The sequence below is a fragment of the Geitlerinema sp. CS-897 genome (genome assembly GCF_028368005.1).
GTDB classification, from domain to species: Bacteria; Cyanobacteriota; Cyanobacteriia; order Cyanobacteriales; family Geitlerinemataceae; genus Baaleninema; species Baaleninema simplex.
The window spans coordinates 1-14,044 of record NZ_JAQNCQ010000086.1; the positions used below are offsets into that span (position 1 = coordinate 1).

The following is a 14,044-nucleotide window of genomic DNA, read 5'->3' on the forward strand; positions in this document are numbered from 1 at the left end:
CTTCCTCTTCTCTAAAGCCTAGCTGCAAAAATATTGCTTCGCGTTCCCTGACCACGCTTCTCACTCTTACTTTGGGTAAGTTGATTAAGTCTTCTACAAAAAAGTTCATCTTTAGATCCGCCTATATTTGTTTTCTATTATCACCTCAAACTCCGAAGACCCAGATTTTGCAAAAATAATGTACATTATTTTGTTCATGTATATTTTTGTAAAATATAGATTTGCTTCAAGATCGATCCTAATTCGCCTAAAAACCTCTTCAAGTCTTGTTTTTAAGGAATCTTAAAAAAATAAGCCGATCGCTGCTTTTGCGTGTTTTTTCTTATTTTTTGTATAAAATCTAAATTAATTTACGTATAAATACGTAATAAATTATGCGCGAAAAGCTTTATAGAAACTTTATATAAACTTATGTAAAACCATCCAGAACGCTCAAAACGTCCGTAAATCTATCTAATTTTGCCTCAGTCTCTCGAGCCACCTACTGACCTACACACGCACTTTTCGCCAGTACACACCAGCCTCGCCTCCGTATTTCTCGCGGGACGATCGCCCTCATCTCCGTACTTGTCCCACAAACACGACAAACCGATCGCACCCCATCCGCACAACCCCAACCGGAGACGCAAAAACTCAAGGATTGCACTAAAAAACCCGGCTTCCTCAAGAAACCGGGTTTCTCACAGCATTTCCTTCTCAACCCTAATTCTGAACGCTCGTCGCTTCCGCCTCTTCGCTGTCGCCTTCCCTCTCAGGCGTTTCCGATTCCGGCGTTTCCACCATACAGGTACTTCCCACCAACACATCGAAGCTGCTAAAGGACAAAATCGCCACTTCGTTGGTATTGGGATCTTCCCAACGCCACAACAACCCCAACGATCGCCCGTCTCCCGTATCGACTATCTCACCCGGCGAACCCAAGGCTTGACGCACTTCTAGCAACGTCATTCCCATCTCCACCTGAGAACAGAGTTGATGGGTGTATCCAGCAGTTGCTTCCACCTGCGGCGACACGCCGAAACAAGACACCCCAGACACCACCTCTTCCCGCAACGTAACGATTAAAACCGCTCCCGTTTCCTCATCAACCCACTGAACTTGACTGTTTCCCGTGGCGACGGGTTGTCGTTCCGCGTCGATTTCCAACTCCTCGAGGAGTTCGTCGAAGTCCGCTTGCGTCATCCCCACCTCAAAGCGATCGCACGCTTCTGGCGTCAAACGTGGAGTTTCAACCTGTGCGATCGCGGGATTTCCCATCACCAATCCCGCCAACACCAACACCGGAAATTTGAGAATCGAACCTTTGATATTCATCAAACATTTCCCTCAGAAAAATTTAAACTTGGGGGGCGGTGCGCCTCTTTCAGGGAAGAGTTAAGAGTGAAGAGTTAAAAAGAAATTCCCACTCTACACTCTGCCCTCTGCACTCTACACTGATAAACACGCACTCTGCTCAAAGGAGGTCAAACCCCTAAAGCTAAATCTAGCCAGTTCGACAACAACCCAGAAGGTTTCTCGCAACTGAGTCAATGGCTGCAACAGCAGGGAGTCCAAATCGATTTTGGGCGATCGCATTAAAAGGGGCTATGGTGTGCGGATTCGGTATGATTCGGGTCGTTTACGGCGTTCTTAAGTCCGGGCAACCCTTCGACCCCAAACGATTACTTCCTATCTCTTGACATCCTGGGGCTAACACAGTATCTGTTCCCCGCTCCCCGCTCCCTGTCTTCACTGGTGACTGGTGACTGGTGACTGGTGACTGTTCCCCGCTCCCCGTTCCTCGCATTGCTAATATTGAAGTAATATCGAGCATTGAGTTTGAAAAGGATACTGTCGTGAATTCCAACGATCCCAACATCACCCAACTGCAACTATCGGGTCTGAGCTTCTGGTTGAGCGTTTTACTGGTTATCTTTTTGCTCAGTGCTGTGGGGTTGGGATGGTTGGTGAAGTCGATATTTCTGATCTTGGCGCTGTTGCCGTTGTTGGGTATTGCAGCGGTCTTCGGCGTGCGCTGGTGGGTGGGGCGCAGTTTGGTGCGCGATCGCTGTCCGGTGTGTAATTTTGAGCTGGTCGCCCTCGAACAACAGGAACGGTTGCAATGTCCCAGTTGTGGCGAGATGCTAGAGATCGAAGACAAACAGTTCAAACGCAGTGCGCCGCCGGGAACCATTGACGTACAGGCGATCGACGTTTCGACTAAAGCGATCGACGAATCGAAATCTTAACGGTTCTCCCCGATCGCGATCGCCCTCCGGCACGATTTCGCTAGGATTGGAGGGAACTGAATCGAGCCATCGCGGCATCGATCGCAATTTCAAGAGATTTTTGAGTTTCAAGGGATTTTTAGGGATTTTTTATGAACGCAACCCCTTTTTTGACAGTACGGCGATCGCCCAAAGCATCGATCGGTCTCGTCGGCGCAATGCTAGTCTGTATCGCTCTCAGTAGTTGCTCGTCTCCCGCGCAGTCGAACGACGCCGCGTCAGAAGATTTGGAAGCCCAAGTGCTGCAAATTATCCGTAACAACCCGGAAGTGATTCTCGAATCAGTTCAAGCCTACCAGCAGCAACAGCAGGAAACGGCACAAGAAGCCCGTCGCGCCGTCGTTGCGGAAATGGCCTCCGATCCGGCCTCAGTTATCGGCGATTCTCCCGTCAAAGGCGCTGAATCCCGAGAAATCGTGATGGTAGAGTTCTCGGATTTTCAATGTCCGTTTTGTGCCAAAGCCCACGACACCGTCAAAGCATTTATGGAAAAAAACGGCGATCGCGTGACGCTCGTGTACAAACACCTCCCCCTAGTCAGCATTCACCCTCAAGCACTTCCAGCGGCACAGGCGGCTTGGGCAGCCCAGCAACAGGGGCAGTTCTGGGCGTATTACGACGCCCTGTTTGAAAATCAAGACCGTCTCGGAGATGACTTGTACGTCGAAATTGCCACGGATTTGGGTCTCGACCTCGAACAGTTCGATCGCGATCGCAACAGCGACGAATCCTTACAAGCCGTTCAGGCAGACCTGGAACTGGCCGACGAACTCGGCCTCAACGGAACCCCTGCTTTCTTCATCAACGGCGAAGGACTCTCGGGAGCCGTGGAACTGGCAGAATTCGAGGCGGTTCTCGAGCGCGTCACTGCCGCCCGTCAATAAACCACGAGTCGGCAGATCGTCATTTTTCGCTAAACATTCGTTTTTTTAAGCGAATCTTAACAAAGGCGATTTTCTCACCGTTTATCGAGATTATCGAGAAAATCGCCTTATTTTGTCTGTCTCGCTTTACAAGTTTTAACAGATTTTATTCGTCGCGCATATTTTAATTTATTTGTCAAGAGATGTTCGGACGAGCCAAAGTGATATATGAATAAGGTGGGTCTTAACATCTAGCTTACCGAGTTATGCTTTCCCTCGAGTCAAGAACGAACCGCGCTCAGCCCGAGATCGGTCAATCTAACCGCATTCTCGTGGTCGAGGACGAAGACCTCATCCGAGATATGGTCTCCCTCGCGCTCGAAGATGAGGGATATCAGGTCAAAACTGCAACGGACGGCCAAATGGCCTTAACGTTTCTCCACGACCCGCAACTACAACCTGGCGAGTTTCCGTTCGATTTAATCTTATTAGATCTGATGCTACCGCAAGTGAACGGTCTCGATCTGTGTCGGTTGTTACGACAGCAAGGAAATCCCGTTCCGATTTTAATTCTCAGTGCCAAGGGCAGCGAAACCGATCGCGTCCTGGGGTTGGAAGTCGGCGCAGACGACTACCTCACCAAACCCTTCAGCATGAGAGAACTCATCGCTCGCTGTCGCGCGTTGCTTCGTCGTCATCGTTTTGGATTTGCCGCACAGCCGACCGTGTTGCAGTTCGGCGAACTCCTGCTCTATCCCCAACAATGTCGCGTGTTAGTGCGCGGCGAAGAAGTCAGTCTCGCTCCCAAAGAATTTCGCCTACTCGAACTGTTTATGAAATCGCCTCGCCGCGTGTGGTCGCGCGAACAACTGCTCGATCGCGTGTGGGGATTCGATTTCGTCGGCGACAGCAAAACCGTAGACGTTCACATTCGCTGGTTGCGCGAAAAACTCGAAGAAGATCCCAGCAATCCTAAATACATTATTACTGTGCGAGGATTCGGCTATCGGTTAGGGTGAAGAGATATATTTTCTCTCTACTCGCACTCTTCTAGCCTATGTCGGCGGTCGTTGCATTTATCTTAGGATTGGCAGTCGGATTCGGAATCGGTCTGTGGCACTTGGCGGTGCGACATCGGCAGTGGACTCGCGTGCTTCGAGATCTCTCGCCGGATGTCTCGTCCGTTCGTTTGGCACCGGCGTCTCAGATGCGCTTGGCGTTGACTCAAATGAGCCAGCGTCAAGAGGAACTCGCCGCCGATCTCACCCTGTTGCAGCATATGTTGCAACAAGCCCCCTGGGGATACCTGCAAGTCGATGCTGAAAACCATCTGGTTCGGTGCAATCCCCAAGCGCGATCGCTTCTGAAAATCCAGCAGTGGTCTCCTCAAAGCGAGCGCGTGTTGTTGGAAGTCGTCCGCTCCTACGAACTCGACCGACTCATCGAACGAACCCGTACCGATAACTTCCCCCTTCAAATCGAATGGCTGTTTTACGCCCCTTCCTTCGACGCCGACGAAATCGACAACCAACGAGGGCAAACGTTACGCGCCTATAGTCTCCCACCCATCGACGGACAGGTGGGAGTTTTTATCGAAAACCGCCAACCCATCGTCGAATCGATGCAGTCGCGCAACCGGTGGATGTCGGATTTAGCCCACGAACTGCGGACGCCCCTCACCTCGATTCAACTGGTGGTCGAAACGCTCGTCGATCGCCTCGAACCGCCGATGAAATCCTGGGTCGAACGACTGCTTCCCGAAACGAAACGGTTGATTCAACTGGTTCAGGATTGGTTGGAACTCACCCATCTCGAAGCTAATCGATCGCTCCATACCGAACCGATTGCATTGCAGCCGTTAATCGAGTCGGTGTGGCGAACCCTCGAACCCCTGGCCGGTCGAAAGCAGGTACGCTTGAGTTATCGCGAACCCGAAGCCCTGTACGTCGAAGGAGACGAATCTCGGCTGTACCGGGTGTTTCTCAACCTCCTCGACAACGCCGTGCGCTACAGTCGCCAAGACAGCGTCGTTCGTGTCGAAGCCGAAATCATCGGGGACGATCGCGTGCGGGTTCACACCATCGATTCCGGTTCTGGATTCGACCCGGAAGACTTACCCCATATCTTCGATCGCCTCTATCGCGGCGATCTCGGACGGGGACGAACGACCCCCACCAACAACGCTGAAACCTTACCCGTCACGAGCAGCGGAAGCGGCTTGGGATTAGCCATCGTCAAGCAAATCGTTCTCGCCCACGGGGGGGCGATCGCGGCTAAAAACCACCCCGAAACCGGGGGGGCTTGGTTACAGGTGTCGCTTCCTCGAGCCGAACCTTCAGAATTGTGAAGAGTAGGTTAACGGGTTTCTAAAAGTTTGCTAAAAATAGGCGATCGTTAGTAAAAATTTTGCACGAAATATGCTAAATCTAAAAACTTGACACACAATGGAGAAGTCACACTAGCATCGTTCGGCGTAGTACAATCTCGGGTGAACTTTTCCTCCTCCAAATTTAACTCCAGCCGCCAACACTTCCAGCGAGAACTCAAGCGCCTCCGACAAGACGTTTTGCGAATGGGGGCTTTGGTCGAACAAGCCTGTCGTTTGAGCCATTGCGCCCTGTTCGATCGCGATTTGGCGGCCGCCCAACGCCTGGTCAAACTCGACAAGCAGATCGATCGCTTCTACCGACAGATCGAATCGGACAGTATCATGTTGCTGACGCTCCAAGCCCCCGTCGCCCAAGACTGTCGGGTTCTAGGCGCGTTCATGCAGCTGGTTCGCGACCTCGAACGCATCGGCGACTACGCCAAAGACCTGGCCGAAATCGCGGTGAAGCTGTTTCCTTACCCGCCTCTCGACTGCATGGCGGAAATCGAACGGATGTCTCGGGAAACCCAAGCCATGCTGGCCATGAGCTTAAAAGCCCTCGTCGAACTCGATCCCGAGGCGGGAAGTCAGATGAAACAGAAAGATACTACGGTAGACGACGCCTACGATCGCCTTTACCAACGACTGGCGTACCAACGCAACTATCCCGGTATCCTCGAACCCATCCTTCTCGTGACCCTCGCCATCCGCCATCTCGAACGCATGGCCGACCACGCCACCAACATCGGTCAACGCGTCACCTATATCGTAACCGGACAACGCGGTTGAAAGGCGATCGCCAACCTCATCACCCTCGACTCGCTCGCGGGTATTGTTAAGTTTTGTCGCGCCCGATGGGAAGGATTGACAAATCGGGGCGTCGGCGCAATAATAGAAGTGAAACCATATGGTTTCACTCGGCTATACTCTTGATTTTTTAGTCAATAAGCTTAACTGAACCCAAACTCATCGGCCACAAAACTGCCTCGCAACTCCTCAACCGTTACGTTACGAACGAAACCGAGGTACTCGATCGCTCCCGTCTCGCGCAGCATCACGCCGCCCCCGTTGAGATTGAACGGAATCAGAGTCAAATCCCCTTCCGTTAGACCCTGAGTTAACGCCACGCGATCGCTCCCCACCTGAAAATCCGTCACGATATCCACCAGAGTCGGGTCTTCAACCGCCGCTGCCTTACGAAACGTAAAGATATCTTCCCCCTCGCCGCCGGTCAGCACGTCCTGACCGAAATCGCCGATCAGCACGTCGTTACCCAACCCCCCCACAAGCGTATCGTCGTCCTGTCCGCCGAGGAGCGTGTCGTCGCCGTCGTTCCCTTCGAGGCCGTCCTGACCGATATTACCCGCGATCGCATCGTTGCCCGTCTCTCCCGTCAGCACGTCGTTTCCCTGACCGCCGAGGAGAATGTCGTCCGCCCCGCGACCCTCGAGCGTATCGTCACCGCCGTTAGCGGCCAGCGTGTCGTTGTTGTCCGTCCCCGTCATCAAATCGTCCCCCGCGTTCGAGGCGGCGATCGTCGTTCCAATCCAACTCAAATACGCCGACACCCGCGTATCGCCGAAAAACTCGCCGAAACTGGTATCGTTTTTCTCCGTCACATCTACCCCAGGAGTCGTCGGACTCAAACCATAAGAAGCGACTCCCGCGATGCGAGTCCCAATAAACGACGGACCGCCCGAATCGCCGGGACTCGTTCCCACCTCCTCGAGACCCAATCCCAAATTGGAGAGACCGAATTCCACCCCGAACGCATCGTTTTCCGGGTTGCCGTTATCGAAATCGTAAGCCAGTTGCGTCCCCGGCAGGGCGATCGCGTTACCTCCAGGATCGTTAAAAATCTCGCCAAACGCCTCGTAAGCGTTTTTCCCCGTGCGTTTGACACCGTTAGACGTATCCTCGAACTCTCCCTCGTTTCCCGTCGCTTTATCTCCGTAGCCCACTCGCTGGAAAACCTGGCCGATTTCGTCCGTTCCCGTATACACATCGTAGCGATCGGCGGTTTCCGGAGCGCTTTGAGCTAACTCGATAATCGCAATATCGTTGTTCGAGGCAGAATCGGCCGACCATTGCGGATGAACGAAAATATTTGCAACTTCCGCCGACACCCGGCCGCCGGGAAGGTCGAAAAAGACGCGATAGTCTTCTGGAGTGGGGTTGAGATTCGGCGTCGTCTCGTTGATATCGAAACAGTGAGCGGCGGTGATGACGTGGCGACCCGTCAGGTACAACGCCCCAGTACAGGAAATTTCCCCCTGCGTACCAAAACCCACAACCCCCGTCCACTCCTCAGACGGAACGATGTACTCAGGAGCATCGGGATCGTCGACGGGAACCGAAATGCGCGGACGGCGATCGCCGCTTGAAGTAGCGTCCAACATAGCGAGTTTAGTGGGAAAAACTAGACGTCGGGCAAACAGGCGAGAGAGGCGATCGTACCAGCGCGATCGCCTCGACAATTGTACTTGAAGGACAAACTGATAGTTTTGTTCCGACTAGCCCTCAACCGAAACAAAGGGAATCGTATCGATATCGGCGACGAAACCGAGAATCGCGTCCGTGGCGATAACCTTCACCACGACCCCACCGCGATCGCCGAGGGTAGCGTTTTCGAGAACCACGTCCGTATTTTCCAATCCGTCCGTCAAGCCGATGCGATCGTCATCGAAGGAAAAATCTTCAATGATGTCGGCCTCGTTAATATCCGTCACCGCCGCATCCAGAGACAGAACGAAAACATCTTCACCGTCGCCGCCAGTCAGCACGTCCCGACCGAGATCGCCCGTGAGAGTATCGTTCCCCTCACCGCCGACGATCGTATCGTTTCCTTGGCCGCCAAAAATGCGATCGTCCCCAGCATCGCCGTTGAGAACGTCGTCCCCCTGACCGCCGAAGGCCGTATCGTCCCCGTCAGCTAAGGTAATCTCGTCGTTTCCGAGATCCCCAACAACGAGATCGTCATCTTCGCCGCCGTCGATAAGGTCGTCGCCGTCTCCACCGAAAGCCGTATCGCTCCCGACACCGCCAAAAATGGAGTCTGCGCCTTCACCGCCAAACAACTCGTCGTCGCCAGCATCTCCAAACAACTCGTCGTTTCCGGCGTTTCCAAATACCACGTCGTTTTCCTCACCACCCGACAACTCGTCGTTTCCAAGATTACCCAACAGCGTATCGAGACCCTCGCCACCCGAGACGATATCGTCGCCCTGGCCGCCTGCAAGAATGTCGTCCCCTTCGAGACCTTCAATCGTATCGTTGCCAGCGTTTCCGTTGAGAGTATCGTCGCGAGTCGTTCCCAAAATCGAATCGTCGCCGCTTTGAGCTTCAGCGAGGGTTTGGGCGATGTAGTCTGCATACGCCGAAACCCGCGTGTCCGAAGCAAACTCCCCAAACGACGAATTCGTCGCCTGCACGAACGCCCGAGCAATTTCGCCCACCGTATCGATTTCGAGAACTTCCCCCGAAATAAAACTCACGTCCGTATTCGCCTCGCCCGACAATCCCGAAAACAGAAGTTGTCCGTCTTCGTTGGAATCGATGGGACTGAGACCGTAGGACGTAATCCCAGCGATTTTCCCATCAATAAACGTCGGTCCGCCAGAATCTCCTCGAGTCGAATTGACTTCTTGCGCTCCGAGTCCCGTATCGGCGATGTCGAAGTAGGTTCCGAAGAAATCGTTTGCCTCTGTCCCATTGTCGAAATCGTAAGCCAGTTGCGTTTCCGAGAGGATTTCCGTCTCGAACGGTTCCCCGAGAACCGAATTGAGAATGTCGGTCAACGCATCGTAGCGGTTTTGTCCGCTGCGTTTGATACCCGAATCGTCGCCGATGTCGTCGGGATCGATGTCGGGATCGAGGCTCAACTGTCCCTCCGTTCCCGTTCCTTTACCGCCGTACCCGACTTTAACGCCAACTTGAGACACTTCGTCCGTTGCCGTATAAATATCGTAGCGATCGGCATCGTTGGGGGCAGTTTCCGCCAGTTCGATAATAGCGATATCGTTATTCGAGGCCAGATCGGCAGTCCACGCGGGATGCACGAAAATACGAGAAACATCGAGCGTCACGCGTCCGTCCGGTAAATCGAACGCGACCGTATAGTTACCCGTATCGGGATCGAGATTGGCGGCGCCGTCTTCTGTATTGAAGCAGTGGGCTGCCGTCAAGATGTGGCGTCCCGTCGTTAAGAGCGTTCCCGTACAAGTTCCGCCCTCCGCGTCGGTGATTTCCACCACACCGTCGAAACCGTTGCCCGGTTCGACAACATAAGTCGGATCGTCAGCGTTGCTGGTCGGTACAGCGATCCGAGGGCGTCGAGCAGTCAACTCACTCATCTGGTGATTACCCCAATTTTCAAACGTATTCCTCACGACACGACGTCGATCGCCCGTATCGTGTTTCGATCGCCGCGTAAAAATGAGGTTAGGCTCACCTTAATCAAGACTGAGAGGCTTTGTAAAGCAATTTGGCAAGTTTTAACAATTTAGGCTTTTCCATCACCTGCGTCAGCGACTGAAACGCCGCTTTCGGCTCGTTGCGAACGAGAATGTAGTCTGTCCAAGCTCCCGATTCCATGTCTGCCAAATGGTTCAAACTCGCACTCGGAGCGATATCTGCCTCGGGGTCGTCACTCAGGCGTTCGGCCCCTCGACGCAGTTCGACGATCGCCACTGGTGCCAAAATGCGATAGGGATTGTGAACGTTGGCGATCGCGCGATCGACCGCCTCGACTACACTCGTCCAACCCTCCGACGCTTCTCCAATTTCCTGCAAATGTTGGCAAAACGACGAGAGTTTTTGCCGCGTTTCAGCACTTTCAGCTTTTTTGAACACCTGCAACATCTGGCGCAGAATCTCGATAACCTGTTCGGCAAAATCCGAAGGAATCTCGATATCCGTTACCGTCGAGTCAGCTACCGTCGCCGCACCACCCCCTTCAACGAGGTGGTTAAGGTGGTCTTGCAGTTGCGCGAACACGGGTTCGACTTCTGCTAACGTCCGTTCGGCATCTTCAGCACGCAATCCAAACGGCCCTTGCAGCAGTTCCAGCAACTCCCGCAGCGCGTCCATTCCTTTGAGAAACAAACTTTCGAGGTGGCGATCGACATTGACGGGGTTGTCCCGCAAAATTTTAAAGTAATCCTCGAGACGGTGCGCGACCTTCTGAATACTGCTGTATCCCAACATCGCAGCCCCACCCTTAACCGAGTGTGCCGCTCGAAACAACTCGTTAACCTGTTCGGGATCTTTGACCGTTGCTTGAAGGTCGAGCAACCCGTTTTCTAAGGTATTGAGATGTTCTTTCCCTTCCTCAATAAAGAAGCGGACAATTTCTTCAGATGCCACAGTTGAACTCCCTTTTACAGCGAACAGCGAACAGTGAACCGCGAACCGCGAACAGTGGAGACAGTCGCCAGTCGCCAGTCACCAGTCACCAGTGAAGACAGTTTTCAGGTAACAGTTTCTCCCCATCTCCTCATCTCACCATCTCCCCATCACTCTTCCTCGCTCGGTTCCGAGGATTCTTCCGAAGACGCTTCCGGTGCGGGTTCCGGTGCAGGTTCGTTCAGTTGGTCGATTAAAATTTGAATCCGATCCTTATGTTGAGCTGGGGCGACGCTCAAGGCTGTGTTGAGGGTCGCTTTTGCTTCGTCTACTTTCCCCGATTGTTCGAGAAGTAATGCTTTACCAACCAGCGGACGGAAATCGTCAGAATGCTCTTGAATCAAGTTTTCGTAGACGTTGAGAGCGTCTTCGGTGCGACCTTGATAGGCGTACACTTGACCGAGTAACAGTTGCACGGACACCACGTCGATACTGTCGGCTCCATCTTGATTTGCTTGAGGAGCCAGTTGTAGCGTTTCTTCAATGACACCGACGGCGGCTTCAGGTCGGCCTTCTTGGAGGAGCAAGTCTACCAAACCTTGCAGAGCTTGAATGCTCCCCGGTTCACGCGTCAATAGGTTGCGGTAGGTTTCGGCCGCCCCTTCGAGATCGCCGAGATACTGCTTCGTTTGTGCCAGTAAAATTGTATAGCGAGGTTCGTCGGGATTCAGCTCGGCCAGGCGCTCGAGCGGTTCGATCGCCCCTTCGATGTCTCCCTGCTGGCGTCGCACGTCGATCAAGCCCCGTAACGCTGTTTCGTTGTCCGGCTCGCGCTGCAATACCAGCTCGTATCCCCGCGCCTGGGCGCTAAGATCGTCCTCCGATACGGCGTTTGCGGCCGAGGTCGGAGAAGGCGTCGGAGTTTGGCTGGTTTGACGGGCTTCGAGAACGCCGCTCAGCAGCGGAAACAGCGAAAACCCAAGAAAGGCCAAAAGCCCGACTGACAACATGATGCGGGTAATCCAGCCAGAACGCTTTTTAGACACGATAGTTTGCCTCGAACTCTACTCGAACTTGAAAATTGACCGAAACAGCGACGCGCGATCGCCGAGGGTAACAGCCAACAACGACCGTCACCGACGACTGATATTCTACCCAACCTCGCCCAAGCTCGGCCGATTTCGGAAACCTCCACTAGACTAAAGGTTAAAGGCGAGGTGCGATCGCAAACTTCGCTAAAGCGACCGGAGGCGATGAAAGATCGATCGTCTATTATTTTAATTTTACAAGTGTTGCCGATTTTAGTGTTAGTCGTCGCCCTTATCGACCCTTCATCGGCAATTCCGCTTATTGTCGTGTTGTTCGTGTTGTTTCCATTCGTGCTGTGGAAGTTTTTGCAACAGGCGACGAAAGATTTCGAGCGCGAACTTTACACGAAAAATCAGGAAAAAACCGAGTTTAAAAATTGGTACGAAATGCCAATTTTCGAGATGGAAGAAATGGAGAGCGATCGCGAATTTCTCGCCGTTCGTCCCCATCTCGAGATCCTGCAACTGGCCTATCCGTTTACAGAAGACGACCTCAACCGTGCCTATCGCCGCCGCGCCCGCGAAACCCATCCCGACGTTCCTGGCGGTAACGAACGAGAGTTCATCCGCGTCCGTCAAGCCTATGAAGCCCTCAAGGAGTTGTGGCGATCGAATTCCGAGGGAATGACGGGATAATTCGAGGGGAAGAAGGGGAGAGGGGGAGAGCGTTCCCCGTTATCAATTGTCAATTGTCAATTCTTGCCTCATCTTACGGGTAAAAGCCCAACGTCGGCAGTCCCGTAGTTTCCTCGATGTCTAACATCAAATTCATACATTGAACGGCTTGTCCGGCTTGACCTTTCAGTAAGTTATCGATCGCCGACAGGACGATGACGCGGCCGGTACGCTGATCGACCTCGATGCCAATATAGTTGAGGTTCGAGCCACAAGCCCATTTGGTTTGTGGGAAAACTCCCGCTGGCAACACTTTGACCCAAGGCGACGCTCGGTAAAACGCGTTGTAAATCGTGGCGATATCTTCGCGGACGAGACCGGGATCGCGTAAAGTGGCGTACACGGTCGAGAGAATCCCCCGTACCATCGGGACGAGGTGCGGCGTAAACTGTACGAGAATTTCGTGACCGGCGAGTTCGCTGCAAATTTGCTCGATTTCCGGTGTATGGCGGTGTCGGGCTACCCCGTAAGCAGCGATCGAACTATCGGCTTCGGCTAACAATAAATGGGTTTTCGCCTGTCTCCCTCCGCCAGAGGTTCCCGATTTGGCGTCGATGACTAAGGTTTCGGGAACGATCAACCCCTGTTTGAGAAGTGGTGCGATCGCCAACAAACTCGCCGTCGGATAACAACCGGGACAACCGACGAGTTGGGCTTCGCGCACGCGATCGCGATACAATTCCGGCAAACCGTACACCGCTAACGACGCCACCTCACCATCCGTGCGATCGCCCCCGTACCAAGCCCGATAGGTCTCGAGATTGAAAAATCGATAATCTGCCGATAAATCCAGAACTTGACAGCCTTTTTCCAATAACGCCGGTGTCATTTTCCAGGCTAGACCGTTCGGGAGAGACAAAAACACCACGCGACAACGACGGGCGATCGTATCGACGTCAACAGGTTCGACCGTCAAATCGACCCGATGCTCGAGGTGGGGATACAGATCGGAAAAGGATTTCCCTGCACTACTTTGTCCGCCCAGGTACACCAGTTCGACGTGCGGGTGGTCGAGTAACAAACGTACCAGTTGTACGCCGCCGTAGCCGGACGCCCCAACGATGCCAACGGGTACGCGCTCGAAATCTCCCATTATGTTTCTCCCATCAATTCGTCACGATATGCTTGAGATAGAGATAGTCTAGCGTTAGTCGAGCGCAACTTTTACAGGGAACGGGGAACAGCGAACACAGTAGGGTGCGTGACTTGAAAAATCGGGTGTCGATCGTGAGACCAATAAATTGTCACGCACCGCCAATGTACACCGCCAACATACAAGGGTGCGTGACCTAAAGACAGGAGAAGTATCTGCCTCAACCGGCCAGCTCGTCACGCACCTTCTACCGTGAGCCGCGAACAGTGAAGACAGTCACCAGTCGCCAGTCACCAGTCGCCAGTGAAGACAGTTAACAGGTAACAGTTTCTCCCCCTCTCCCCTTC

Annotated in this window: 12 protein-coding genes; 6 read left to right on the plus strand and 6 right to left on the minus strand. The window is 53.2% G+C overall.

The annotated features are described in order from the left end of the window. Positions 1-702 precede the first annotated feature (702 nt). A complete protein-coding gene (locus POG22_RS04330; protein ID WP_063716449.1) occupies positions 703-1,314 on the minus strand; it encodes a hypothetical protein in 612 nt (203 codons plus the stop codon). A 521-nt stretch (positions 1,315-1,835) separates the two neighbouring features. On the opposite strand from POG22_RS04330, the gene POG22_RS04335 reads away from it, so the two are divergent. The 5 genes from POG22_RS04335 to phoU all read left to right on the plus strand — a co-directional run bounded on the left by POG22_RS04335 (position 1,836) and on the right by phoU (position 6,287). Continuing rightward, complete coding sequence (locus POG22_RS04335) at positions 1,836-2,228, plus strand: Trm112 family protein (RefSeq protein ID WP_063716448.1); 393 nt, start codon at positions 1,836-1,838, stop codon at positions 2,226-2,228. A gap of 197 nt (positions 2,229-2,425) precedes the next feature. Then, positions 2,426-3,151: a DsbA family protein gene (locus POG22_RS04340; RefSeq protein WP_063716447.1), complete on the plus strand. Its 726-nt coding sequence runs from the start codon at positions 2,426-2,428 to the stop codon at positions 3,149-3,151. A 245-nt stretch (positions 3,152-3,396) separates the two neighbouring features. Next, entirely contained in the window at positions 3,397-4,149 is a 753-nt protein-coding gene (locus tag POG22_RS04345) for a response regulator transcription factor (protein WP_017662734.1), read from the plus strand. 38 nt (positions 4,150-4,187) lie between these two features. Beyond that, positions 4,188-5,477 (plus strand): sensor histidine kinase, encoded by a 1,290-nt coding sequence (locus POG22_RS04350; protein WP_063716446.1) that lies wholly within the window; start codon positions 4,188-4,190, stop codon positions 5,475-5,477. Between the two features lie 141 nt (positions 5,478-5,618). Continuing rightward, positions 5,619-6,287: a phosphate signaling complex protein PhoU gene (gene phoU, locus POG22_RS04355; RefSeq protein ID WP_063716445.1), complete on the plus strand. Its 669-nt coding sequence runs from the start codon at positions 5,619-5,621 to the stop codon at positions 6,285-6,287. A 161-nt stretch (positions 6,288-6,448) separates the two neighbouring features. Here phoU and POG22_RS04360 read toward each other — a convergent pair whose 3' ends face one another. The 4 genes from POG22_RS04360 to POG22_RS04375 all read right to left on the minus strand — a co-directional run bounded on the left by POG22_RS04360 (position 6,449) and on the right by POG22_RS04375 (position 11,887). Continuing rightward, positions 6,449-7,897: a trypsin-like serine protease gene (locus POG22_RS04360; RefSeq protein WP_063716444.1), complete on the minus strand. Its 1,449-nt coding sequence runs from the start codon at positions 7,895-7,897 to the stop codon at positions 6,449-6,451. Positions 7,898-8,011: 114 nt separating this feature from the next. Next, the gene (locus POG22_RS04365) at positions 8,012-9,850 is read right to left on the minus strand and encodes a trypsin-like serine protease (protein ID WP_063716443.1); all 1,839 of its coding nucleotides are present in this window, start codon (positions 9,848-9,850) and stop codon (positions 8,012-8,014) included. A 103-nt stretch (positions 9,851-9,953) separates the two neighbouring features. Next, on the minus strand, positions 9,954-10,862 hold the full coding sequence (locus tag POG22_RS04370; RefSeq protein ID WP_063716442.1) for an Hpt domain-containing protein: 909 nt from the start codon (positions 10,860-10,862) through the stop codon (positions 9,954-9,956). A 149-nt stretch (positions 10,863-11,011) separates the two neighbouring features. After that, positions 11,012-11,887 carry a tetratricopeptide repeat protein gene (locus tag POG22_RS04375; protein ID WP_498903830.1) on the minus strand — a complete coding sequence of 292 codons (876 nt, stop codon included), beginning with the start codon at positions 11,885-11,887 and terminating at the stop codon, positions 11,012-11,014. A 207-nt stretch (positions 11,888-12,094) separates the two neighbouring features. Here POG22_RS04375 and POG22_RS04380 point away from each other — a divergent pair, with 207 nt between their 5' ends. After that, entirely contained in the window at positions 12,095-12,565 is a 471-nt protein-coding gene (locus POG22_RS04380) for a J domain-containing protein (protein WP_498903832.1), read from the plus strand. A gap of 73 nt (positions 12,566-12,638) precedes the next feature. Here the strand turns inward: POG22_RS04380 and argC are convergent, their stop codons facing one another. Next, positions 12,639-13,697 (minus strand): N-acetyl-gamma-glutamyl-phosphate reductase, encoded by a 1,059-nt coding sequence (gene argC / locus POG22_RS04385; RefSeq protein WP_063716441.1) that lies wholly within the window; start codon positions 13,695-13,697, stop codon positions 12,639-12,641. Positions 13,698-14,044: the final 347 nt, after the last annotated feature.

Coding starts and splice junctions, on each gene's coding strand:
- POG22_RS04330 (WP_063716449.1), bottom strand. CDS start 1,314: ATGAATATCAAAGGTTCGATTCTCAAATTTCCGGTGTTGGTGTTGGCG.
- POG22_RS04340 (WP_063716447.1), top strand. CDS start 2,426: ATGCTAGTCTGTATCGCTCTCAGTAGTTGCTCGTCTCCCGCGCAGTCG.
- POG22_RS04345 (WP_017662734.1), top strand. CDS start 3,397: ATGCTTTCCCTCGAGTCAAGAACGAACCGCGCTCAGCCCGAGATCGGT.
- POG22_RS04350 (WP_063716446.1), top strand. CDS start 4,188: ATGTCGGCGGTCGTTGCATTTATCTTAGGATTGGCAGTCGGATTCGGA.
- POG22_RS04360 (WP_063716444.1), bottom strand. CDS start 7,897: ATGTTGGACGCTACTTCAAGCGGCGATCGCCGTCCGCGCATTTCGGTT.
- POG22_RS04365 (WP_063716443.1), bottom strand. CDS start 9,850: ATGAGTGAGTTGACTGCTCGACGCCCTCGGATCGCTGTACCGACCAGC.
- POG22_RS04380 (WP_498903832.1), top strand. CDS start 12,095: ATGAAAGATCGATCGTCTATTATTTTAATTTTACAAGTGTTGCCGATT.
- argC (WP_063716441.1), bottom strand. CDS start 13,697: ATGGGAGATTTCGAGCGCGTACCCGTTGGCATCGTTGGGGCGTCCGGC.